Below are 25,655 nucleotides of genomic sequence, written 5' to 3'. Positions count from 1 at the left end.
AGTAATCGTATGGAAAGAGCAGTATTAATAAAGAAATGGTTAGATAATGATTTGAATTCTGAGGAATTAAAATTATTTGAAGCGCTTGATGATTATGATGAATTAATCAAATTATCTAAAGGTTTGCAGCATTTTAAGGCTCCAGATATAGACACGGACCAAATGTTGATTTCTTTGCTAGATAAAAAGCGTGCGCCAAAAAATAAAATCCGAAAAATGTGGATACCATTAAGTCGTATTGCTGCTATTTTAGTAATTGGATTTAGTCTTTTCTATTACTACTTATTTGCCAATAAAGAAACTACTGTTAAAGCACTAGCTTCAGAAAAAATAACTACTTTATTGCCAGATACTTCAGAGGTCTTAATTAATGCTATGTCTGAAATTAGTTTTAATGAAAAAACTTGGCTGCAAAAAAGAGAAATCAACCTTAAAGGAGAAGCTTACTTTAAAGTAGCTAAAGGTGAAAAATTCAAGGTGTTAACAAGTAAAGGGACTGTTGCTGTTTTAGGTACAGAATTCAACGTTAAAAATAGAGGAAGCGACTTTGAAGTTATTTGCTATGAAGGTTTGGTAATGGTAACTTACAACAGCAAAAATTTTGAATTATCTGCTGGAGATTCTTTTAAATCCGGCATTTTATTAAATAATAAAACTACTGCGTCAGCTCCTTCTTGGATTAATAACGAAACACATTTTAGTAGCGAACCGCTACAAAAAGTAATTAATGAACTAGAAAGACAATATAATGTAAATGTAAAAACAGCGGGCATAGATACTAATCAATTAATAACTGGTAAGTTTATTCATGACGATCTAGATATTGCTCTGAAAGCTATAACTTTACCATTGAATATTACTTATGAACGTAATGAAAACACGATAACTTTAAGAAGTGAAGATTAAATTACTAACTATTCTCCTACTTTTTGTTGGTATCTTTTCTTCATTTTCCCAAAGCAATAGTGAAGAAAAATATCCGCTTAAAGATGTTATAAAGGCACTAGAAAAACGATATGGCATTAGTTTTTCTTTTGCTGATAAAATTATAGAGAATAAAACTTCACCATTACCTAAATCTACATTACAACTTCAAGAAGCACTACGTAAAATTTCTGCTGCTACCCGTTTGGATTTTAAAATGTTAAATAGTCAATTGGTTGTAATTAGCCGAAAAAAAACACAAATATTTAGATATCAAAATCTAGATGAAGTATATGTACAAGGATATTTAACTTCTGGAATTACAAAGAATAACGACGGTGCTATTCAACTCAAAACAAAAAAGTTAGGGATTCTCCCTGGACTTATAGAACCAGATGTTTTACAAACTATAAAATCGTTGCCAGGTGTTATTAGTGCCGATGAAACTATTTCTAACATAAATATTAGAGGTGGAACACATGATCAAAATTTAATTCTTTTTGATGGAATTCGTATGTATAAAACTGGACATTTTTTTGGTTTAATTTCTGCTTTTAATCCTTACTTAAATTATGATATTACACTTTCTAAAAGTGGTAGTAGTTCTAAATATGGTGAGAGTATTTCTAGTGTAATTGACATGAAATTGCCTGAAGAAATACCTAATGAATTTGCTATTGGCGCTGGTTTCAATTTGATTAATTTAGATGTAGTAACCTCTATTCCACTTAGTGCTACAACAGGATTACAATTAGCCGCAAGAAGATCCATTACCGATTTTATAGACACACCGACTTATAATCAATATTTTAACCGTGCTTTTCAAGATTCTGATTTAAGTGCACTTTTAAATAACAATAGCCTTTTAGTAAAAGATGAAAATTTTCGTTTTCACGATGTTTATGGAAAATTTATATGGGATATTACTCCTGATGATAAATTGCAATTAGTTTTCTTGAATATTGATAATAACTTATCATATAATGAAGTTTTGACTGGAACTATTCAAGATCAAGAATTAGACAGTCGATTAAATCAAAATAACGTTACAACCGGTATAACGTACACAAGAAAATGGCACGATCGACTAACTACTCGTGTTCAAAAATATTTTACATACTATAATTTGTCTTCAAAAAATGCAGATATTCAAAATCAGCAAATTTTAGAGCAAGAAAATGAAATTCAAGATAATGGATTGCAAATAGAAACGGCATATACACTAAACTCTAATACTTCTTTAATGGCTGGTTATCAGTTTTCTCAAGTTGCTATTAGTAATTTAGAACATGTAGATAATCCTTTTTTCCGTAGGTTTATCAAGCAAGTATTACTAACGCATGCATTATATGGTCAATATAATTATACATCACATAATATTAGCTTAAAAGCTGGAATACGAGCTAATTATTTTGATAAGTTTAATCGATTTTCTATTGAACCTAGGTTTTCATTTAACTATAAATTTCTTCCGAATTTCAGATTGTTAGCTACAGGAGAACTTAAAAGTCAAGCAGTATCTCAAATTATTGATTTACAGGATGATTTTTTAGGGATAGAAAAAAGACGTTGGATTTTAGCAAATAACAGTACGGTTCCAATTATTACCAGTAAACAATTAAGTTTAGGCATTTCTTATAAAGAAAATGATCTTCTTATTAGTGGCGAGGTGTATATAAAAGATGTAGATGGAATTACTGCTAGAAGTCAAGGGTTCCAAAATCAATTTCAGTTTATGAACGATATTGGAAGCTATAAAATTCAAGGAATTGACTTCTTAATTAATAAGAAATTTAAAAATATAAACACCTGGTTAAGTTACAGTTACAACGTTAATAATTATGCTTTTAACTCTTTAAATAATGCTGAGAGTTTTCCTAATAACGTGGATATTAGAAACGTAATTAATTTAGCAGGTACGTATACTTATAAAGATTTAAAATTCGCATTGGGAGTCCATTGGTTTACTGGAAAGCCTTTTACAAGACCAGTAGATATTACTCCTCTTGGCGATGGAATTATTTATGAAAATCCTAATAGTTCTAGAATTACTGATTATTTGCGTTTGGATACTTCTGTAAATTATAGTTTTAAAATAGGAAATGCTAAAGCAACAAGTGGACTTTCACTATGGAGTATTTTAGATAAAAGAAATTTATTAAATGTGTATTATGATATAGAAAATAGCAGTATATCAGAAATTGAAAATATTTCTCTTCGAATTACACCTAATGCTAGTTTTAGAATTGAATTTTAGTTTAAAAAAACATCATAAACAAAAAAAATAATTAGATTCAGAAACATTAGATTTACACATCATTAAACAAAACAATCAAACTTTTATTTAAAATAATAAAAAGCTATTTAAATACAGTTGATTCCCACTCGCTGAGAATCGCGTATTTAAAAATTTCTGGACAATGATACAGAATATTAAATTCTGAGAGCATCTTGAAATTGACAGTAAATTCTGTTTTTTTGCAAACCATTTAATCATTATTCGCATAACAAATGTCAATCTGAATTTTTCCAGACTCTTATTCCAAATCATTATTTAATAATATAATGAGATTCTTAAATAAATTAGGAATGATGTTAAAAACGTAATCATGATTCGATACGGATATTCAAAAAATATTTTAACTAAAAACAAAAAAGCTACTCTTCTATAAAAAGAGCAGCTTTTATTATTTTTTATATTTGGCTAAATTTTAAGTTAGCATACCACCATCTACAGATAATGTTTGTCCTGTAATATAACTACTCATATCTGAAGCTAAGAATACACAAGCATCTGCAATATCTTTTGGAGATCCTCCTCTTTTTAATGGAATTTCATTTCTCCAACCTTCAACTACTTTCTCATCTAACTTTGCTGTCATTTCAGTTTCAATAAATCCTGGAGCTACTACATTACTACGAATATTTCTAGATCCTAATTCTAAAGCAACTGACTTAGAGAAACCTAAAATTCCTGCTTTAGAAGCTGCATAATTTGCTTGACCTGCATTTCCTTTTAATCCAACTACAGAACTCATGTTAATAATAGAACCTGCTCTTTGCTTCATCATTGGTCTGATAACAGCCTTTGTTAAGTTGAATACAGATTTTAAATTTACTTGAATTACTTTATCAAAATCGTCTTCAGAAATACGCATTAATAAGTTATCCTTTGTAATTCCTGCGTTGTTCACTAATATATCTATAGTTCCGAATTCTTCAAGTACATTCTTTGCTAATTCTTGAGCTGCATCAAATTCAGCAGCGTTAGATTGGTATCCTTTAGCATTCACTCCTAATTCTTTTAATTCATTTTCTAAAGCATTAGCAGCATCTACAGATGAGTTATATGTAAAAGCAACATTGGCTCCTTGCTTTGCAAACTCAATAGCAATTCCTCTTCCAATACCTCTGGTTGCTCCAGTAACTATAGCTGTTTTATTTTCTAAAAGTTTCATTTCAGTTGTTGTTTTTAATGTGCCAAATATAAAAGTTTAATTTGATTGTATAAAAAAAGCGTTCAATAAAGAACGCTTTTTTAGTATTATTAAAAATCTATTTTTAAAGTTTTACTTTCTTAGGTTTTTCATAATTAAATAGATAATCTACATCCATTTCTTTAATTTTTCCTAATTTAGAAAGTGCCTTTAAATCAATATCTTTTTTATTTGCTACTACCATGATATTATAATCTTGACCTTTGATATTATTATTGAAGAAATTTCTAAGGTCTTCCATAGTCATGTTCTTAATAGCATTGTAAATTTTCTCTCTGTTATCATTATCGATACCTTTTTTCTTTAAGCTTTCATATGCCCAGAAAATTCCTGTATCGTTAATTCTTTCAGCTGCAATCTTTTTTAATGCCGCTGCTTTTGCTGCATTAAATTGTTTTTCTGCTTCAGGCATATTTGTCATTAAATCCATCATTGCATCTACAGCATCTGGAATTTTATTTGCTTGAGTTCCAATATATGCATACACATAGTTTGGATTTCCTTTTTCTGATGCATTACTATAAGCTGCAAATGCCGAATATGCTAAAGATTTAGACTCACGAATCTCTTGGAAAACGATAGAAGATAATCCACTACCAAAATAGTTATTGAATAATGCAGAAACTGCCATTTTTTCAGGATCGAACTCCTCTCCTTTTGCTAAAAATAACATTTCAGCTTGCACCATATCATAATCTACAAAGTATACATTGTCTCCTGTTTTCGTGTTTTCGTATACTTTCTTCTCAGGATATTCTTTTAAATCTGCTACTACAACAGCGTGATTATTTTCTAATGCCGTTTTAGCTTGGTCTAAATCTTTACCATAGTAGAAAACTCTGTGTTTGTAATTCTTTAAATCTTTTACTAAGTCTACTAATTCAGCTGGATCAAATTTATTTAACTCCTCAATTGTATAGATATCTCTTAAGCGAGAGTTTTCACCATATTGTCCGTAACTCATTAAACCATTCCACATGATTTGTCCTTTATTTGCTTTGGTATCATTACGACGCTTAGCAATTTTATCTACATATTTTGTGTATGTTTCTTGATCTGGTTTTGCATTAGCCCATAATTCTTCTAATAAAGCTAATCCTTTATCTAAGTTTTCTCTTAATCCAGATAAATAAACATATGAACGATCTGATCCTGAACTTACTCCATAGTTAATTCCTAATTTATAAAACTCTTTTTTAAGTTCTTCAGGTGTATATTTATCTGTTCCTAAGTATTCTAAATATCCTACAGCAATAGGAAGTTTCTTATTATGGTCTTTACCCATATCAAAAATGATGTATAATTGTGCTAAATCATTATCTGCATTTTCGATATACTCTACCTCAAGACCATTAGACATTTTAGACTTTTTAATTGCCTTTTTATAATCTAAAAACTTTGGTTCTAATTTTGGAGACTCCATCTTGTTAATGTTGGCTACAAAATCAGAAACTTTATCTCTATTTAATTTATTAGGTGTAATTTTTGGTTTTGGCACTTTAACCAAATCATCGATCTTACCTTGATTTTTATTAACAACTACATAATTTTCTTTATAAAAATCGTTTGCAAACGCTACTAAATCTTCTTTTTTGATCTTTCTTAACTCATTAATAAACTTTACTTTATCTCCCCAGTCTTGGAAGTGTACAAACGCATTTACATATTCGCTTGCTACTGAAGATGCATTTGAAGTTTGTCTTGTTTGACTTAATTTTAAATCATTTACAACTGCTTCAATTAACCAATCGTCAAATTCTCCTTTTTTTACTTTTTCTATCTGACCTAACACTAGATCTGTAGCTTCTTTTAGAGATTGCCCATTTTTAGGTGTAACATATAATTGGTGCATTCCATAGTCGTTCATGAATGAAGTATAACTTCCTGCACTTTGTACTTTTTGCTTTTGATTTAAATTTAAATCGATAAGACCTGCTGTACTATTATTTAAGATCATATCTATAATTGTAAGATATTTTTCATCTTTAGAACCAATTCCTTTACTACGGAAAGCAATACTAGCTCTTGCAGCTTCTGGTCCTGTAACATCCCTTACGATGTGCTTTTCCATAGGAGCTTCAGTTGGTCTTTCTGGATACGTAACTTCCTTAGGTTCCATTTTACCAAAAGCATCATTTACTTTTTGAATTGTTTCATCAAATTTTAAATCACCTACTAAAATAACAGCCATGTTATTAGGTACATAGTACTTTTTAAAATAAGCTTGAATCGCTTCCATAGAAGGGTTCTTTAAATGCTCAGAAACTCCAATTGTTGGTTGTTGACCATAAGGATGATTTGGAAATAAAGCATCCATTAACGCATAGTTAGATCTTCTAAAATCATTATCCTGTGCTCTGTTAAATTCTTCGTATACTGCTTCTAATTCTGTATGAAATAAACGTAATACTAATTGGCTAAAACGCTCTCCTTCAATTTTTAACCATTTATCCAACTCATTAGCTGGTATTTTATTAACATATACTGTTTCTTCATGCCATGTCCATGCATTAGTTCCTTGAGCTCCTAGCCCACTAATCATATTATCGTATTCATTAGCAATTGCTAGCTTAGAGGCTTCATGAGAAACTTTATCTATTTCTTTATAGATTTCTAGTTTCTTTTCAGGGTCTTGTTCTGCTTTATGTTTCTCGTATAAGTCAGAGATTTTTTTAAGTTCTACCTTTTCTTTTTCATAATCTACAGAACCAATTTCATCTGTTCCTTTAAAAACCATATGCTCAAGGTAATGAGCTAAACCAGTGTTATCAGATGGATCGTATACAGATCCTGCTCTTACAGGAATAAATGTTTGAATTTTAGGCTCTTTAAAGTTTTGCGCTAAATATACTTTTAGTCCATTATCTAAAGTATATAATCGTAAACCTGTTGGGTCGTTTGTATAGGTAACATAATTAAAGCCATTGGCATCTTTATGCTCTTCGGCTTTAACTTCGCCATTAGAAGAATTCGTATTGCTTTCCTTACAGCCAATTATAAATATGGCTAGTAACGAAGCAATAAAGAATTTACTCATTTTTTTCATTGCTTATTGTGAATTTAGATTAATATATTGATTAGTTACAAATCTATTATACTTAAAAATGTACAGTAAATTTGTTTTGTTTTTTTATTATTAAATGCTAATCCCCTTATTAACAATCTACTTATAGCAGTCACTTTCCTTTTCATTTTATCTTAGCATATTTTTTAATACAGAGAATTTATTCCATAAAAAATCCGAATGCTAATGTATAGCATTCGGACTAAAAACGTGATAATTTTATAAATATTTTAACGCTTACGCTAAAACTTTTGCTACCATTTCTCCAATTTTAGCAGGAGACTCAACAACGTGTACTCCATTTTCTGCTAAAATTTTCATTTTTGCTTGCGCAGTATCATCAGCTCCACCAACAATAGCACCAGCGTGTCCCATTGTTCTACCTGCAGGGGCAGTTTGTCCTGCAATAAATCCTACAACAGGCTTACGGTTTCCATCAGCTTTAATCCAACGAGCAGCTTCAGCTTCTAATTGTCCACCAATTTCTCCAATCATTACGATTGCTTCAGTTTCATCGTCATTCATTAATAATTCTACAGCTTCTTTAGTAGTAGTTCCGATGATTGGATCTCCACCAATTCCAATTGCTGTAGTAATTCCGTACCCTTGCTTTACTACTTGATCAGCAGCTTCATATGTTAATGTTCCTGATTTAGAAACGATTCCAACTTTACCTTTTTTGAAGATAAACCCTGGCATAATTCCAACTTTAGCTTCTTCTGGAGTAATAACTCCTGGACAGTTAGGTCCAACTAAAGTACAATCTTCTTTAGCATCAATATAAGATTTCACTTTAACCATGTCTGCAGTAGGAATTCCTTCAGTAATACAAATAATTACTTTGATTCCAGCTTCAGCAGATTCCATAATTGCATCAGCAGCAAATGCTGGTGGTACAAAAATAATTGAAGTATCTGCTCCTACTTTTTGTACTGCTTCGTCTACAGTATTAAATACAGGCTTACCTAAGTGCTCTTGTCCTCCTTTACCTGGTGTAACTCCACCTACAATGTTAGTTCCATATTCAATCATTTGACCAGCATGGAAAGTACCTTCACTTCCTGTAAATCCTTGTACAATAATTTTTGAATCTTTATTTACTAAAACGCTCATTGGTTTATTTTTAATTTAAGTCAAGCAAAAATAGTTTTTTAATTGAGTTCTACCAATTAAATTATTGTTACTTTTTATGTTTATTTACTTCGTTTTTTAAATAGATAACTTCTCGCATTGTCTGTCTAAATTCACGCTGTGGCGTACCAAAATAGACTCCTTTTTTTAACGATTTCATTACCCCTGTTTGTGCCATTAACACAGTTCCTTTTTCTATATGTAAACCACTTACAACACCTACCTGTCCCCATATAGTTACTTCGTCTTCTATAACGGTACAACCTGCAATTCCTGTTTGTGCAGCTATCAAACACTTTTTACCAATTATGGTATCGTGTCCAACATGTACTTGGTTGTCTATTTTAGTCCCTTTGCCAATAGTTGTATCTCCTGTTACACCTCTATCGATTGTACAAGAAGCTCCTAAATCAACATTGTCTTCAATAACAACTCTTCCACCAGAAACTAATGGATCAAATCCTTCTGGTCTATTTTTATAATAGAATGCATTACTTCCTAAAACTGTATTGGAATGTATTGTCACATTATCACCAATTATACAATTGTTATTAATAGAAACATTCGCATGGATAATACAATTCTTACCTATAACTATATCTTCGCCTATAAAAACATTAGGTTGGATGATAGTTCCTTCTCCAATAATTGCTGTATTAGAAATACTTTCTTTTGAAGCTATAAAAGGGTTGAAATGTTTAGTTATTTTATTAAAATCTCTAAAGGGATCATCAGAAATCAATAAAGATTTACCTGCTGGGCAGGTAACTTCTTTATTGATTAAAATTGTAGTAGCTTTTGAATTTAAGGCCTTATCGTAGTATTTTGGGTGATCTACAAAAACAATTTCACCTTCTTCTACGACATGAATTTCGTTCAATCCTGTTATAGGAAAAGAAGCTTCGCCTACAAATTCTGCATTAATTAATGCTGCTATATCTTTTAAAGTTTGCGTTTCTTTAAATTTCACTCTAACGCAGATTTATATACTTATTATAATAATTTAAACGTACTGTGCATTAAACGGAACGCCTCATCATATTTTTTAATACCGTCTCCTGTAGTCCAAGACATAACCATAAAAATATTCTCTTTACCTTTAATAAAAGAAACAAGGTATCCTGCTTCTAAATCATCTGTAACACCTCTTAAAACGTATTGCTCTGCTTTACTTCCGTTTATCTCTTTAACATCTGTAGGCGTAACCTTTAAACTTTTAATAGTTTCTTTAAAGCTTTCTATTTGGCTATTACTATAGTTTTCCAAAAGTGATTTTGCATCATCATATGTGCCATGCTCTTTGAAAGCAGTTACAAATTCTTGTTGTTTTTCGTCAACAACAATTGTAAATACATCTGTATCAGTATTTCCATATTGTAATGAAGCATCCTTATTTAGGTTCTTCATTTCTTTCATAAAGTCTGGAACAGAAATCGTATAAAGATTAGCTACTTTAACTTCTTTTAAATCTTTCTTAGTTTCTTTAACAGGTGTATCACAAGAAGATAAACCAATAATTGCTACAAAAGCAAGGAAAAATAATTTTCTCATACTAATTCTATTTTACTATTCTTTAATTCTTTCAGAATATGCTCCTTTTTCTGTATCAATTTTAATTTTGTCTCCTTCGTTAATAAATAAAGGTACATTAACTCTTGCTCCAGTTTCAACAGTCGCTGGTTTTGTTGCATTTGTTGCTGTATTTCCTTTAACACCAGGTTCTGTATGTGTTACTTCTAATATTACATGAGATGGCATTTCTACAGAAAGTGGTAATCCATCTTCAGTGTTAATTAAAATAGTTACAACTTCTCCTTCTTTCATAAATTCAGAACCATCTACAACTTTTCTCTCCAAAGTAATTTGGTTGTAGTCATCTGTATTCATGAAATGTAAATCATCTCCTTCTGCGTATAAATACTGAAATTTATGTGTTTCTACACGTACATCTTCAATTTTGTGTCCTGCTGAAAATGTATTATCTATTACTTTTCCTGTAGTTACACTTTTTAATTTTGTTCTTACAAATGCAGGTCCTTTACCAGGTTTTACATGTAAAAATTCTATAATTTTAAAAATATCGCTATTATACTTAATGCATAATCCTTTTTTAATATCTGAAGTTGATGCCATTATTCTTTATTAAATTGATTGATTAATTTGTTTTATAATATCCTTTCATAATTCCTCTATGAGAATCTTTTATGAATTGAATTATTTCGTCTCTTTCACGTGTTGCTTGCATTTCTGCTTCAATAATCTCAATTGCTTGAGAGTTATTATAGTTTTTTTGAAATAAGATTCTGTAAATGTCTTGAATCTCTCTAATTTTTTCAGTAGTGTAGCCTCTTCTGCGTAAACCAATTGAGTTAATTCCTACATAAGATAAGGGTTCACGAGCCGCTTTTACATATGGTGGTACATCTTTACGTACTAAAGATCCTCCTGTAACAAAAGCATGATTACCTACAGAAGCAAATTGATGTACAGCTACCATTCCTGCTAGAACAACATTGTCTCCAATTGTTACATGTCCAGCTAATGTTGAGTTATTAGAAAAAATACAGTTATTTCCGACGATACAATCGTGTGCTATATGGCAGTATGCCATTACCAAACAGTTGTCTCCTATAACAGTTTTTAACCTATCAGCTGTACCTCGGTTAATTGTAACACATTCACGTATAGTAACATTGTTTCCAATTTCTACTGTAGTTTCCTCATCATTAAATTTCAAATCTTGCGGAATAGCAGAAATAACTGCTCCAGGGAAAATTCTACAATTTTCTCCAATTCTCGCTCCTTCCATTATTGTTACATTAGAACCAATCCATGTACCAGAACCGATTTCTACATTTGCATGTATGGTTGAAAATGGCTCTATTACAACATTTCTAGCAATTTTTGCTTGGGGATGTACGTATGCTAAAGGTTGATTCATACTATTTTACTTTACTTATTTGTGCCATTAGTTCTGCTTCTGCAACTAATTTTCCGTTTGCATAAGCGTAGGCTTGCATATGTGCAATTCCTCTTCTAATTGGCGTTATTAATTCACTCTTAAAAATTAATGTATCTCCTGGTAATACTTTTTGCTTGAATTTTACCTTATCTATTTTCATAAAATAAGTTAAATAATTCTCAGGATCAGGAACAGATGTTAATACTAACACACCTCCAGCTTGTGCCATTGCTTCAATTTGTAAAACACCTGGCATTACTGGTGCTCCTGGGAAATGTCCAACAAAGAAATCTTCATTCATTGTAACATTTTTCATTCCAACCACATAATTATCAGTTAATTCTAAAATTCTATCTACTAATAAAAATGGTGGTCTGTGTGGTAAAATATCCATGATTTTATGGATATCCATTAAAGGTGGCTGGCTTAAATCATAAGTAGGAACATTATTTCTTTTTTCCTTTTTAATGATTTTTGCTAGCTTTTTAGCAAATGTAGTATTTACTAAATGTCCTGGCTTATTTGCAATTACCTTACCCTTTATTCTAGTACCAACTAAAGCTAAATCTCCAACAACATCTAATAATTTATGTCTAGCGGCTTCGTTAGCCCACCTTAACTCTAAATTATCTAGAATACCATTAGGTTTAATTTTAATATCGTCTTTCTTAAACGCTTTTTTTAGCTTTTCTGTTGTATCTTCAGATAATTCTTTATCTACATATACAATAGCATTATTTAAATCACCTCCTTTAATTAAGTTATGTTCTAAAAGCATTTCAATTTCGTGTAAAAAACTAAATGTTCTAGCTGAAGAAATTTCTTCTTTAAAGTCAGAGATTCTTTCTAATGTAGCATTCTGAGTTCCTAGTACTTTAGTACCGAAATCTACCATTGCAGTTACCTGATACTCATCTGCAGGCATTAAGATAATTTCACTACCTGTGTTTTCATCTTTATATGAGATAATCTCTTTTACAACATATTCATCAATATCTACATCTTGATCTACAACACCAGCTTTTTCTAGTGCTTCTATAAAAAACTTAGAAGATCCATCCATAATTGGAGGCTCAGATGCATTAATTTCAATTAAAAGATTATCAATATCTAATCCAACAGCAGCAGCTAAAACATGTTCTGAAGTATTAATTTGTACTCCATTTTTTTCCATGTTAGTACCTCTTTGAGTATCTGTTACATACTCTGCTTTTGCTTCTATTATTGGTTGTCCTTCTAAATCTACTCTTTTAAATGCAAATCCGTGATTAGGAGCTGCAGGTTTAAAAGTCATGACAACCTCATTACCAGTATGTAACCCAACACCTGATAATGTTATTTCGTTTGCTATCGTTTTTTGTTTCTTACTCATTTTGGTTTTTCTGAGAAGATGACTCTTTCTCCAGTTTATTTAGTGTTGTTATTATTTTAGGTAAGTTTCTAAAATGCACATATGATTTATTAAAATCTGAATATCCAAATGCTGGAGATCCTTGTACAACTTCATTATCCTTTAGGTTTTTACCTATTCCAGATTGTGCTTGTATTTTTACATTATTTCCTATAGAAATATGTCCTACAATTCCTACTTGACCACCAATCATACAGTTCTCTCCTACTTTAGTAGATCCTGCAATTCCAGTTTGAGAAGCAATTACTGTATTCTTCCCAATTTCAACATTGTGTGCTATTTGGATTTGGTTATCGAGTTTTACTCCTTTTCTAATAATTGTAGATCCTAATGTAGCTCTATCTATAGTTGAATTTGAGCCTATATCTACATTATCTTCTATAATTACATTTCCTGTTTGTGGTACAGCTTTATACTCTCCATTTTCATCTGGGGTAAAGCCAAAACCATCTGATCCTATAATACTTCCAGAATGAATTTTACAGTTATTTCCTACAACTGTTTCTGAGTAGATTTTTACTCCAGAAAAAATAATACAGTTATCTCCTATCGTTACATTATCTCCTATGTAAGAATTTGGGTAAATTTTAACATTTTCTCCTATCCTTACGTTCTCTCCTATATATGAAAAAGCGCCAATATATTCATTAGATCCAATTGTTGCTGATTCAGAAATGAAACTAGGGTTTTCTCTACCTACCTTATTATTTTTTACATTGTTGTAATACTCTAATAATGTAGAGAACGATTTGTATGCATCTTCTACTCTAATTAATGTTGTTTTAATTTCCTTTTCTGGAACAAAACTTTTATTAACTATTGTAATAGAAGCATTTGTGGTATATATGTATGAGTTGTATTTTGGGTTTGCTAAAAAGGTTAAAGACCCTTTTTCACCTTCCTCAATTTTAGATAATTTAGAAACGGTTTCTTCATGGTTTCCCTCAACTTCACCCTCTAAAATACTGGCTATTTGTTTCGCTGTAAATTTCATTAATTGCAAAAGTAACTATTTTTTTATTTACGGTTATCTAGATAACTGAATACTATTAGAAATTCTTAGGGTAACAACAAAAATACTTTGTAACTGGTTTAGATAAGCTCTTTAAATTGAGATGATCTGACATTTTAATAATATCTTTTATTTTACCCTTTTTTGTTTGAATCTTAATTGGTTTTGTTACATCATATGTCTGGTTAGACACCGTATCGAAGAAGATAAAATAACTCAAAAACTCTGTTGGTATTTTTAATTGTTCCTGCAGTTTACCTTTGAGCTTCTCTCTATTTTTAGCAGAAAATGCTTTATCTTGAATTTCTATTTTAAATAAATGTCTATTAATTATCATTTCAGACAATTTAGAAAGGACTATATCTTCATGAAAAACCCATTGTTTTATAGCCGTTAAAACATCATAATCATCTAATCTTGAAAATATCTCTAAAGCTTCTTCTTTAAAGTTTTCTTGAGTAATAACATTTTGTAAGAAATAGCTTAATGGTTCACTTGCGGGTAATATAATTCCTTCTTTAGACAACTCTTTTGCTCTTTGTAATACCTTAACTAATAATGTTTCGGCCGATAACGATGTTTTATGCAGATATACTTGCCAATACATTAATCTTCGTGCAATTAAGAATTTTTCCACAGAATAAATTCCTTTTTGCTCAATAACCAATTCATCATTTTTTACATTCATCATTGCAATTAATCGGTCTGAAGAAATATTACCTTCTGCAACTCCTGTATAAAAGCTATCTCTTTTTAAATAGTCTAAACGATCAATATCTAATTGACTCGATATTAATTGATGAAAGAATTTTCGTTCATAATTCCCTTCAAAAATATCAATGGCTAAATCTAATTCACCATCAAATTCCTCATTCAGTTTTTTCATAAAGATTAATGAAATCTCCTCATGAGTTATTCCATTTACAATGCTATATTCCAAAGCATGCGAGAATGCACCGTGCCCAATATCATGCAATAAAATAGCAATACATAACGCTGTAGCTTCTTTCTCTGAAATTGAAACATTTTTAGTTTTCAATACTTGAATTGCTTTCTGCATTAAGTGCATACAACCAATAGCATGATGAAATCGCGTATGATTAGCTCCTGGATATACTAAGTTTGTCAATCCCATTTGCGAGACTCTTCGGAGTCTTTGAAAATAGCGATGTTCTATAATATCAAAAATTAAGGAATTGGGAATTGAGATTAATCCGTAAATAGGATCATTTAATATTTTTAGTTTGTTCGTTTTTTTATTTGTCAAATTAATTTCTTTTAGGAAGATCAATTGCTAACAAATGTAGCTAAAAATATGAATTCGTTTCTATCAATTTCCTTATAATTATGCAGTTGCATATTTATTGTTAAAATATCCCTTCAAAAATTAAGAGTTTCTGTTATAATTCTCCTATTTTTATAACTACATAGCACTAAAAGTTATTTTCATTCGTTTGACTTTTTATTAAAATAATTTTATGAGAAATATAGACATTCTTTGGGTAGATGATGAAATTGATTTATTAAAACCTCACATTCTTTTTTTAGAGCAAAAAAATTATAGCATTGATACTTGTACAAACGGTGCTGATGCTGTTGATTTAGTGAGTGATAAAAGTTTTGACATTGTTTTTTTAGATGAAAACATGCCTGGAATTTCTGGTTTAGAAACGCTTTCTCAAATTAAACAACAAAAGCCAAACCTTCCTGTAGTAATGATTACTAAAAGCGAAGAAGAGTTTATAATGGAAGAAGCTATTGGTTCTAAAATAGCTGATTATTTAATAAAGCCTGTAAATCCAAATCAGATTTTATTAAGTTTAAAGAAAAACTTAGACCATTCTCGTTTGGTTTCTGAAAAAACTACTCATAATTACCAACAAGAATTTAGAAAAATTTCTATGGATTTGTCTATGGTAAATACATATGAAGAATGGGTAGAATTGTACAAAAGACTTGTGCATTGGGAGCTAGAATTAGAAAACATTAATGATTCTGGAATGCTTGAGATTCTAGAAAGTCAGAAATCTGAAGCTAATACTCATTTTTTCAAGTTCATTAAGAATAATTACCAAGATTGGTTAACAGGTGATGATAAACCTACCATGTCTCATACATTATTCAAAGATTATGTTGTTCCGAATTTAAGTAATGATCAAGGTGTTTTATGGGTAATTATTGATAATTTGAGATACGATCAATTTCGTGTATTAGAACCATACATTAATGATTTTTATAAAAAAGAAGCTGAGTATTCTTATTTCAGTATACTTCCAACAGCAACACAATATGCGCGAAATGCAATGTTTTCTGGGTTAATGCCTTCAGAAATGGAAAAAAGACATCCTGAATATTGGAAAAATGACACCGATGAAGGTGGTAAAAATTTATATGAAGCTGAATTTTTATCTGAACAAATCAAGCGTTTAAATCTAGATATTAAACATCAATATTATAAGATTACTTCTCTTAAAAATGGAAAAGATTTAGAGGAAAATTATAATAGTAACAAACAAAATGATTTAACTGTTGTAGTTTATAACTTTGTAGATATGCTATCGCATGCAAAAACAGAAATGGAAGTTATTAAAGAGCTTGTTGGAGACGATAAAGCCTATAGGTCTTTAACTGCAAGTTGGTTTACCAACTCTCCTTTACTTTCTATTATTCAAAAAGCAAAAGCATTAGGTCAAAAATTAATTATAACAACCGATCATGGTACTATTAATTGTAAGAACCCTACAAAAGTTATTGGAGATAAAAATATTAGCGCAAACTTAAGGTATAAAACAGGTAGAAGTCTTTCTTATGAAGATAAAGATGTATATGCTGTTAAAAACCCTAAAGATATTTTTCTTCCTAGTGTAACAATTAATAGTCCATTCATTTTTGCAAAAGAAGATTTGTTTTTTGCATATCCTAATAATTACAATCACTTTGTTAAATATTATAGAAATACATATCAGCACGGAGGAATTTCATTAGAGGAAATTATCATACCTTGCGCTGTATATAATACTAAGTAATATTTTTAAGTACTCATTTTATGAATAAAAATTATTCTTTAGATGAAATTGCAGAAATCGCTAAGGAAGTAATCGATACGAATACATCTAATATTTTATTATTTAATGGAATGATGGGAGTTGGGAAAACAACTCTTATTAAAGAAATATGTAAGACTTTAGGTGTTGAAGACACTACGAGTTCTCCTACTTTTTCACTTGTGAATGAATATGTAACCAAAGATGGAGCAACAGTATACCATTTTGACTTCTATAGAATTAATAGTGAAGAAGAGGCTTTGGATATGGGAATTGAAGATTACTTTTATAGTGACAACTTGTGTTTGATTGAATGGCCGGAGAAAGTTAAAAATTTACTACCTTTAAATGCTGTTAACGTTAACATAACATTAACTCCAAATAATCTAAGAAACATTCAATTGACTAAAAATTAATGAGTTCACTCTCTCCTTTTACTAAAGAACAACTGCTACCGCAGCCAGAAACACTCGAAATTAAAAGACAAAAAGGCGAATTATTTATTGGTTTACCAAAAGAAACACATTTCGAAGAAAAACGAATTAGTCTTACTCCAGATGCTGTGGCCGCTTTAGTAGCTCATGGACATAGAGTTGTGGTTGAAACAACTGCTGGTGAAGGTGCTAATTATTCCGATAAAGAATATTCAGATGCGGGTGCAAAAATTTCCTATGACATAAAGGAAGTTTTTACTTGTAATTTAATTGTAAAAGTAGAACCACCATCATTAGAAGAAATTCAATTGATGAACCCTCAAACATTTCTTATTTCTGCACTACAACTAAAAACACAGAATAAAAAATATTTTGAAGCCTTAGCTAAAAAAAGAATTACGGCCATTGCTTTTGATTATATAAAAGATGAAGATGGTGTTTTTCCTATCTTAAAATCATTGAGTGAAATAGCAGGTATTTCTGCAATGCATATTGCTGCTGAATTAATGACAACAGCTAATGGGGGTAATGGATTATTAATGGGAAATATTAGTGGCGTACCTCCTACTGACGTAGTTATTCTAGGCGCAGGAACAGTAGGAAAAACTGCAGCAAAAGCAGCTATTGGTTTAGGTGCTAGAATAAAAGTATTTGATAATTCAATTACAAAATTACGTCGTTTACAAGAAGCCGTACCAGGACCTATTTACACTTCTACAGTTCAACCAAAATCACTTTTAAAAGCATTAATGCGATGCGATGTTGCTATTGGTGCTATTAGAGGAATTGATCGTTCTCCAATTATTGTTACTGAAAATATGATTGAGAAAATGAAAGATGGTGCTGTTATTGTTGATGTATGTATTGACAGAGGTGGCTGTTTTGAAACTTCTAAAATAACAACTCATAGTAAACCTACCTTCAGGAAATATGATGTAATTCATTATTGTGTTCCTAATATTCCTTCACGATATTCTAGAACAGCATCTGTTTCTATTAGTAATATTTTAACTCCGTATCTTTTAAATATCGCTGAAGAAGGTGGTTTTGAAAATGCAGCACGCTTTGATAAAAGTTTACGCAATGGGATGTATTTTTATCATGGAGTGCTAACTAATAAAACAGTAGCAGATTGGTTTGATTTACCTTTTAGAGATATTAACTTATTAATTCTTTAGAAAACTACTCTTTATAGTTGCTGTAACTATTACAATACAATTAGGAAGTTAAGTTATAAAAAAGCTATAGAATTGGGATATAAAGACTCTCAAAAAACACTATAACTTATATATAGCTAAACAAATAACATCATTTACCAATTATTATGCACGCTTGGCAAATAAAATTCGAATATACAGCCTTTGTTCTTACCTTCACAGTATATAGAAATGTCTGTTTCGTGTAAATCCATTATTTTTTTTACAATAGCCAATCCAAGGCCTATATTCATTTTTTCTTCTGGAGTAGATGATGTAGTGTATCGTTTAAAAATATGCTTTTTTTCTTCTTCATCTATACCTGGCCCTGTGTCTTTTATGCTTATAAAAGTTTTTTCTTTCTTTTTTTCAACCTTAAATGAAATTTCCCCACCTGTAGGAGTAAACTTCAACGCATTATCTAAAATGTTTTGTAATACTCTTTCAATTAAAATTTTATCAGCATATACAAATACAGGGCTTTCCTCAATAGAAATCAAACGAATACCTTTTTCTTTTGTGATAATTGTATATCTTTTAATAATAGTTGATATCAGTTCTGTTATATTAAAAACGATTCTTTTAGGCTTTATTTCTTTTGCATCTAGGTTAGAATAATCAAATAAGTGATTCACTAAATTAGAAAGTGATAATGTACTTTGTTCTATAATTTTTAAGAACTCTTTTTTATTTTGTTCCGTGATTATATCTTCATTCATTTTTAAGGTTTCAGCATAACCGCGTATTACAGTTAAAGGTGTTCTTAAATCATGAGAAACATTAGCTATAAGCTCTTTTTTAAACCTGTTTACAGAATAAATTTCTTCGATATTCGCTGCTATGGTATCAGCCATTTCATTAAAAGTGGTAGCCAAAATAGATAAATTAGATTCGTTCGCATTTGGAATTCTAGAATCTAAATTCCCTTCTTTAAACTGATTTACATACAATATAATAGTTAGTAAACTTTTTGAAATTATAACAATACTTAACCAACCAATTCCCATTGCTAATATCATTGTTATAATAAGTGTAATAAAAGTTAGTCTAGAAAAATATCCTTTAAACAAACTACTCCAAACCTGATCAAAGCTCTTACTAGCCAAAAGCACATAAATAAATCCTTTTTTACCCTTGCTCTCAAAAGGTGCTGCTGAAAATATTTTTTTACAATTAATATCCTTAGGATCATCTCCCAATACATACAAATTATTATTCGCTATAAACTTTTTAATAGGTGCTAAATCCACCTTTGTAAGCGGTTTATTCTTATTAGTATGATCTAATACTATAGAATGTAAAACCATTCCTTTTTCATCTAACAAATACACTTCAATAGCTCTGTTTACAGCCATCATATCATGCATTAAATCGTCAAAAAACTCTTTATTTACAGCACCATCATCTAAAAAAGGAGAAACTGTTTGAAATTTTTCTTCAATTAAATGACTAGCAACATTTGCGTTTAGTCGTTGTGTTGTTTCACTATAAAATTTATCTAATAAAAAAAAAGTTACTACTATATAAACAATACCTATAGTTAAAATAATAACTAAAAAAGAAATACTTAGTTTTGCTATAAATTTATTAGACAAAGATTGATACTTGTTCATTTAAACAAGGGGTTAGTTCTTCATTAAATTTATAACCAATCCCCCACTCTGTGAGTATATATTTTGGATTGGTCATATCTGATTCTACTTTACTCCTTAATCTGTTTATATGCGAATTTACTGTGTGAGAATATCCTTTAAAATTATATCCCCATATTATTTGTAATAATGCAATCCTACTATAAACTTTCCCCGGATTAGAAGCTAGCAATATTAACAATTCAAATTCTTTTGGCGATAAACTTATCTTACTATTATTTAACAAAACGGTTCGCTTGTCGATATCTATAGACAAATCTTCAAATAATAATGTTTTGTTTTTTACAATTTCTGTTTGACGCTCACATCTTCTTAATACTGCTTGAACACGTGCCATCAATTCTCTAACACCAAAAGGTTTTGTTACATAATCATCCGCGCCTAATTCTAAACTTAACACCTTATCCAACTCACTAGTTTTACCAGTAAGCATTATAATTGGTGTCTGTTTTTCTGCTCGTATTTTTTTACAAACTTCAATTCCATTAAGCTCTGGAAGTGTAATATCTAAAATGATTAATGCGTAATCATTTTCCATTGCTAATCGAAGTCCTTCAGCCCCATCAAAGGCCAGAGTTGCATCAAAACCACTATTTACAATAGTAGTCTTTAAAAGGTTAGCAATTAGTTCATCATCATCAATAATTAAAATGTTTTTCATGGAAGGGTAGATTTTATCGAGGTTGCTGCTAATTTAAAAAAAATAAAATGTTACATATAAATGATTTTTCTGTGATACTTCTGTGATACTTTAAAAAGTTCTTTACACCATAAAATTGAAACTGCAGTTCTATCAATTTTAGTATAAAACCATAATTAAATAAATCATGAAAAAATCAATTTTAGACGATAGTTCAAACTATCTAGGCGATTCTAGTGAAGCTTTTTTTTCTTTAAAAGACCAAGTAAATGTCTTTGCTATAAACAATTTAAGCTCTGAAGATCAAGATTTGTTTATACAATATGGGATTACCCCGAAGTTATCACCCCCATACAAAAACATTATTCATGCATTTGAATCTTGGGTTACCAAAACACCTAATAGTGTTGCAGCGGTACACGAAGGTAATTCTATAACGTATAAACAATTAGATGACGAAGCAACCATACTAGCCCTTATTCTAAAACAAAAAGGAATAAAAGCTGGAGATAGTATTGGTTTGTATGTAAACAGATCTATTGAAATGTTAATTGGTATTATTGCAACTCTAAAGTTGCGAGCTATTTACGTCCCTCAAGATCCAAGAATTACTCCAACACCAATGTTAGAGGAAATTTCAGAATTAAGTAGTGCAAAAATCATACTTTCATTAGCTACATACAAAGACAAATTTCCTTTTTTCAATACTGAAAATACCATTTTTATAGATGAAGAACTTCAGAAAAGCATCTACAAGAACTTATATGGAAATATTAAATTAATAAATCATGTTAACGATAATGAAAATCAAACTTGTTTTATTCTTTTTACTTCTGGTACCACTGGAACTCCAAATGGCGTACAAGTAACTCATAAAAATCTTTGTAATATTCTTTATAACGAACCAGGAAATCTTGGTATTACCACAGGCACAAAAGTAGCGCAAATTTTAAATATCTCTTTTGATATGGCTGCATGGGAAATTCTGGGTTGTTTAGGTAATGGTGGAACTTTATTGATTAGAGGAAAAGACATTGAAGAAACCGCCCAAAAAGCTCATGTCATTATTGCTACACCAACTATATTAACAACTATAGACGTTAATAAATGTAAAAACGTTAAAGCTGTTGCTGTTGCTGGTGAACCATGCCCCGTAATTCTTGCTAATACTTGGGCTAAGAAATGTGATTTCTACAATTGTTGTGGACCTACAGAAACTACTATTGTAAACACCATGAAAAAATGCATTCCAAACAGTGCAGAACTTACCATTGGAAAGCCTACTCCTAATAATACTGTATATGTATTAAATGAAGACAAAAAACCTTCTAAAATAGGAGAAGTTGGTATAATGTGGGCTGGTGGACATTGCGTTACTAAAGGTTACATAAACAATAAAACTCTTAACGAGAAACGATATGCTGATGATATTTTCTTAAAAACCAAAGGGAAAATGTTTAATACTGGAGACCTTGGAAAATGGACAGAAAATGGAGAGCTACTACATTATGGGAGAATTGACGATCAAGTTAAAATTAAAGGATTTAGAGTAGAATTAGATGCTATTAGTAAAATTATAGAAAGTTTTGACGAAGTAAAAAGAGCTGTAACTCTAAAGCATAAAAACTACTTAGTTTCTTTTATTAGCCTATCTAAAAAAGAAACTGAAAACCTTCTAGATAAAATTAAAAAATCGATTGAGGAACAACTTCCATATTACTATATGCCAAGCGATTTTAAATTCTTAGAAGAGCTTCCGAAGACCTCTAGAGGTAAAATAGATAAAAGAAAATTAAGAGACTTATACACAAAGTAATTCTTATGGAAAATATCATTTTACCTCCAAAAAAGAGTTTGTTATATAGAATAGGTAAACATCCATTCTTTATACCTTACCAACGATTATTTATACTCGTAACTGTAGTAAATCTTTATATATTTTTCAAAGGTTTATATGCATGGAATTGGTTTGATCCAACTCATATTGCTATCGATAAAATATCGAGAGTCATTTTAATCAATTTTGCATTAGCTATTCTTATACGACAACAGTATATTATTAATATTCTCTTTAAAGTAGCTACTAGTGCTCCCAAAAGTTGGCCTCTATTTATAAGGCGAATTTGTGCCAAAATTTATCATTTTGGAGGATTGCATAGTTCAAGTGCAACCATGGGAACACTTTGGTATATTGTTTTTGTTTGGGCTATTTATACTAGCGCTGCTAACGGAACTCATGATATTAATACTATAATCATGATAATAACAACAGTTATTCTATCCTTATTAGTAATTATAGTAATCATGGCTATGCCACAAGTTCGATCTCGTTATCATAATCATTTTGAATTTACGCACAGAATTGGTGGTTGGACTGTATTAATCTTATTCTGGATACAAATGTTTTTATTTGTTGCTATAGAATATCCAATAATACCTGTATGGGAAAAGCTAGATTTCTGGATTTTAATCACACTTACTGTAAGTGTTGTTTTACCTTGGTTACGTCTGAAGAAAGTAGCTATTGATATTGTTAGTCCATCTAATCATGTAGCATTAACTTCTTTTGATTATGGTGTTACACCATTTGCAGGTTCTTCTACAGCATTAAGTAGAAATCCATTATTAGAATGGCATTCTTTTGCAAATGTTCCTTCTCCTCAAAAAACAGGCTTTAGATTAACTATTTCTAGAGCTGGTGATTGGACAGGCAAATTCATCTCTGAAAAACCCGAAAAAATATGGGTAAAAGGAATTCCAACTGCTGGTGTTGGTAATGTAGATAAACTATTCAACAAAGTAATATGGGTAGCTACAGGAAGCGGAATAGGTCCTTGCCTACCTCATTTATTACTAAACGAAACACCTTCAGTTTTGGTATGGTCTACTCGATCTCCGGAAAAAACATATGGTACAGATCTTATTAATGAGATTAAAAATGTGCAACCTAATGCTATTATATGGAATACAGATGAAAAAGGAAAACCTGATTTGGTTAGACTTGCTTATAAAGCCTACAAAGACTTCAATGCTGAAGCAATTATCTGTATTTCTAATCAGAGTTTAACTCAAAAAGTAGTACATGGTATGGAAGCTAGAGGAATTCCTGCCTATGGAGCTATCTGGGATTCTTAATAATCTTAAAACTTATCAATTATGAATGTACTATTTGAAAAAATAGATAGGACGGTTATTGCCAAGTTGAATCGTCCCAAACACTTAAACGCCTTGAATTCAGACATCATGCATGAACTAATTTCTGGATTACAAGAATATGACAAACAACCTTCTGTAGGGTGTTTCATTATCACAGGAAATGAAAAAGCTTTCTGTGCAGGCGCAGACATTAAAGAAATGATTCAAAAAGATTTCTCAGAAATGTTTCATGAAGACTATTTCAGTTACTGGGAAATTTTCTCAAGAATAAAGACACCTATTATTGCAGCGGTTAATGGCTATGCTTTTGGTGGTGGGTGTGAGCTTGCAATGCTTTGTGATATTATTTATGCTTCTGAAAATGCTGTTTTTGGGCAACCAGAAATAAAATTAGGAGTGATTCCCGGTATTGGTGGTACACAACGATTAACCAAACTAGTTGGTAAATCTAAGGCCATGGAAATCATTCTAACAGGTAGAAATGTACCTGCTTTAGAAGCTGAAAAAATAGGACTTGTATCAAAAGTTCTTACAGGTCCAAATTTTATGGATCAAGTACTAGAGAAAGCGCAATTGCTTACCACTTATTCTAAAACAGCTTTAAAAGCAACAAAAGAAACCATTAATCAAGCTTTAGAAAGTAGTTTAAAAGATGGAATTGTGTTTGAACGTAAAGTATTTCACTCATTATTTCATACCGAAAATCAAGTAGAAGGTATGAGTGCTTTCTTAGAAAAAAGAATCCCAAAATTTAATTAAAGAACAACAATCATGAAAAAATCAATTTTAATAATTATAGTATCAATCGTGTCTGTTTTTACAATAACAGCGCAAGAAAAAAAAGAAAAAGAAACCAAAACTACATTTGCAATTATGCCAATTCATAATAGCGGTGCAGGTTTTAATAATGTATTTCTAGGGTCTTATGATTTGAAACCAAGAACAAAGCTTACTTTTTATAGTGTTTTTTGGGTAAATCCATCTTTTGGAAATCAAGGAAAAGATTTATTCTTAGAAACAGGTATTGGTTTAGGTTTTGCTTCTAAAAACGGAAAACTATATGTAAATCCAAGTATCGGGTTTGGTCACGGAAAATTATTGTCTAATACTGCTGGTACTAAAATTGCCGAAAGTTTTATTCCTAGTTTATTTGCTGTATATAATTCTGGAAAGTTTGAGTTTGAAACATACCATGCTTATTATATGAGTTTACGTGGTGAAGGAGCTTCACAAGATTTAATGCTTAACTGGGTAATCCCTGGATATAAAGTTAGTAAACACTTCTCTTTTGGTGCCTTTTATGAGCATTTAGGACAAACAAGAGTAGATACTGGAGATACAAAAACATTGTATCAGTTCTTGGGTGGTTATGTAAAAGCTACTTTAAACAATGGCATTTGGTTCCGATTTGCTGCTGGCCCAAATATATCTAACGACAATTTAAATGCCGATGAATTTTACAAAATTCAAGCATTTATACCACTTTAATACCTTTTAACTTGGGGGATTTTACTAAAACAGACAACTTTTAG

At 30.6% G+C, this 25,655-nt stretch carries 21 protein-coding genes; 9 read left to right on the top strand and 12 right to left on the bottom strand.

What is annotated here, in order from left to right:
* Positions 1–9 precede the first annotated feature (9 nt).
* Positions 10–906 (top strand): FecR family protein, encoded by an 897-nt coding sequence (locus tag ACKTTC_RS03050; protein WP_408038143.1) that lies wholly within the window; start codon positions 10–12, stop codon positions 904–906.
* Positions 896–3,181 carry a TonB-dependent receptor plug domain-containing protein gene (locus tag ACKTTC_RS03045; RefSeq protein ID WP_408038141.1) on the top strand — a complete coding sequence of 762 codons (2,286 nt, stop codon included), beginning with the start codon at positions 896–898 and terminating at the stop codon, positions 3,179–3,181. The genes ACKTTC_RS03050 and ACKTTC_RS03045 overlap by 11 nt, the downstream gene beginning before the upstream one ends.
* A gap of 454 nt (positions 3,182–3,635) precedes the next feature.
* Here ACKTTC_RS03045 and fabG read toward each other — a convergent pair whose 3' ends face one another.
* The 10 genes from fabG to ACKTTC_RS02995 form a co-directional block, all read right to left on the bottom strand.
* On the bottom strand, positions 3,636–4,382 hold the full coding sequence (fabG, locus tag ACKTTC_RS03040; RefSeq protein WP_408038139.1) for a 3-oxoacyl-[acyl-carrier-protein] reductase: 747 nt from the start codon (positions 4,380–4,382) through the stop codon (positions 3,636–3,638).
* Positions 4,383–4,485: 103 nt separating this feature from the next.
* Positions 4,486–7,467, bottom strand: a complete 2,982-nt coding sequence (locus ACKTTC_RS03035) for a M16 family metallopeptidase (protein ID WP_408038137.1) — start codon at positions 7,465–7,467, stop codon at positions 4,486–4,488.
* 255 nt (positions 7,468–7,722) lie between these two features.
* Positions 7,723–8,598, bottom strand: a complete 876-nt coding sequence (gene sucD / locus ACKTTC_RS03030; RefSeq protein WP_408038135.1) for a succinate--CoA ligase subunit alpha — start codon at positions 8,596–8,598, stop codon at positions 7,723–7,725.
* A gap of 67 nt (positions 8,599–8,665) precedes the next feature.
* Positions 8,666–9,586, bottom strand: coding sequence for a UDP-3-O-(3-hydroxymyristoyl)glucosamine N-acyltransferase (locus ACKTTC_RS03025; RefSeq protein WP_408038133.1), 921 nt, complete (start codon positions 9,584–9,586; stop codon positions 8,666–8,668).
* 23 nt (positions 9,587–9,609) lie between these two features.
* Positions 9,610–10,167, bottom strand: coding sequence for a hypothetical protein (locus ACKTTC_RS03020; protein ID WP_408038131.1), 558 nt, complete (start codon positions 10,165–10,167; stop codon positions 9,610–9,612).
* A 15-nt stretch (positions 10,168–10,182) separates the two neighbouring features.
* Positions 10,183–10,749 carry an elongation factor P gene (efp, locus tag ACKTTC_RS03015; RefSeq protein ID WP_408038129.1) on the bottom strand — a complete coding sequence of 189 codons (567 nt, stop codon included), beginning with the start codon at positions 10,747–10,749 and terminating at the stop codon, positions 10,183–10,185.
* A gap of 22 nt (positions 10,750–10,771) precedes the next feature.
* Positions 10,772–11,557: an acyl-ACP--UDP-N-acetylglucosamine O-acyltransferase gene (gene lpxA, locus ACKTTC_RS03010; protein ID WP_408038127.1), complete on the bottom strand. Its 786-nt coding sequence runs from the start codon at positions 11,555–11,557 to the stop codon at positions 10,772–10,774.
* 1 nt (position 11,558) lies between these two features.
* Complete coding sequence (locus ACKTTC_RS03005) at positions 11,559–12,950, bottom strand: bifunctional UDP-3-O-[3-hydroxymyristoyl] N-acetylglucosamine deacetylase/3-hydroxyacyl-ACP dehydratase (protein ID WP_408038125.1); 1,392 nt, start codon at positions 12,948–12,950, stop codon at positions 11,559–11,561.
* Complete coding sequence (lpxD, locus tag ACKTTC_RS03000; protein ID WP_408038123.1) at positions 12,943–13,983, bottom strand: UDP-3-O-(3-hydroxymyristoyl)glucosamine N-acyltransferase; 1,041 nt, start codon at positions 13,981–13,983, stop codon at positions 12,943–12,945. Before lpxD ends, ACKTTC_RS03005 begins: the two co-directional genes overlap by 8 nt.
* A 55-nt stretch (positions 13,984–14,038) precedes the next feature.
* Positions 14,039–15,268, bottom strand: a complete 1,230-nt coding sequence (locus ACKTTC_RS02995; protein WP_408038121.1) for an HD domain-containing protein — start codon at positions 15,266–15,268, stop codon at positions 14,039–14,041.
* A gap of 211 nt (positions 15,269–15,479) precedes the next feature.
* On the opposite strand from ACKTTC_RS02995, the gene porX reads away from it, so the two are divergent.
* Genes porX through ACKTTC_RS02980 form a run of 3 tightly spaced genes read left to right on the top strand, consistent with a single transcriptional unit; the run spans position 15,480 to position 18,657 of the window.
* A complete protein-coding gene (gene porX / locus ACKTTC_RS02990) occupies positions 15,480–17,027 on the top strand; it encodes a T9SS response regulator signal transducer PorX (protein WP_408038120.1) in 1,548 nt (515 codons plus the stop codon).
* A gap of 20 nt (positions 17,028–17,047) precedes the next feature.
* Positions 17,048–17,461, top strand: coding sequence for a tRNA (adenosine(37)-N6)-threonylcarbamoyltransferase complex ATPase subunit type 1 TsaE (gene tsaE / locus ACKTTC_RS02985; RefSeq protein WP_408038119.1), 414 nt, complete (start codon positions 17,048–17,050; stop codon positions 17,459–17,461).
* Complete coding sequence (locus ACKTTC_RS02980; protein WP_408038118.1) at positions 17,461–18,657, top strand: alanine dehydrogenase; 1,197 nt, start codon at positions 17,461–17,463, stop codon at positions 18,655–18,657. The genes tsaE and ACKTTC_RS02980 overlap by 1 nt, the downstream gene beginning before the upstream one ends.
* 134 nt (positions 18,658–18,791) lie before the next feature.
* On the opposite strand, the gene ACKTTC_RS02975 is transcribed toward ACKTTC_RS02980, so the two are convergent.
* Positions 18,792–20,288 (bottom strand): sensor histidine kinase, encoded by a 1,497-nt coding sequence (locus ACKTTC_RS02975; RefSeq protein ID WP_408038117.1) that lies wholly within the window; start codon positions 20,286–20,288, stop codon positions 18,792–18,794.
* A complete protein-coding gene (locus tag ACKTTC_RS02970) occupies positions 20,263–20,988 on the bottom strand; it encodes a response regulator (RefSeq protein ID WP_408038116.1) in 726 nt (241 codons plus the stop codon). The genes ACKTTC_RS02975 and ACKTTC_RS02970 overlap by 26 nt, the downstream gene beginning before the upstream one ends.
* Positions 20,989–21,154: 166 nt before the next feature.
* On the opposite strand from ACKTTC_RS02970, the gene ACKTTC_RS02965 reads away from it, so the two are divergent.
* Genes ACKTTC_RS02965 through ACKTTC_RS02950 form a run of 4 tightly spaced genes read left to right on the top strand, consistent with a single transcriptional unit; the run spans position 21,155 to position 25,611 of the window.
* Positions 21,155–22,783: an AMP-binding protein gene (locus ACKTTC_RS02965; protein ID WP_408038115.1), complete on the top strand. Its 1,629-nt coding sequence runs from the start codon at positions 21,155–21,157 to the stop codon at positions 22,781–22,783.
* Positions 22,784–22,788: 5 nt separating this feature from the next.
* Positions 22,789–24,102 carry a hypothetical protein gene (locus tag ACKTTC_RS02960; protein ID WP_408038114.1) on the top strand — a complete coding sequence of 438 codons (1,314 nt, stop codon included), beginning with the start codon at positions 22,789–22,791 and terminating at the stop codon, positions 24,100–24,102.
* 21 nt (positions 24,103–24,123) lie between these two features.
* Positions 24,124–24,882 carry an enoyl-CoA hydratase-related protein gene (locus ACKTTC_RS02955; protein WP_408038113.1) on the top strand — a complete coding sequence of 253 codons (759 nt, stop codon included), beginning with the start codon at positions 24,124–24,126 and terminating at the stop codon, positions 24,880–24,882.
* Positions 24,883–24,894: 12 nt separating this feature from the next.
* On the top strand, positions 24,895–25,611 hold the full coding sequence (locus tag ACKTTC_RS02950; protein ID WP_408038112.1) for a DUF6733 family protein: 717 nt from the start codon (positions 24,895–24,897) through the stop codon (positions 25,609–25,611).
* Positions 25,612–25,655 lie beyond the last annotated feature (44 nt).

The sequence above is a fragment of the Tenacibaculum amylolyticum genome (assembly GCF_964511145.1).
In the GTDB taxonomy this organism is placed as follows: domain Bacteria; phylum Bacteroidota; class Bacteroidia; order Flavobacteriales; family Flavobacteriaceae; genus Polaribacter; species Polaribacter amylolyticum.
Note: the sequence above shows the minus strand (reverse complement) of the source record. Positions and strands in the feature narration are given on the sequence as shown.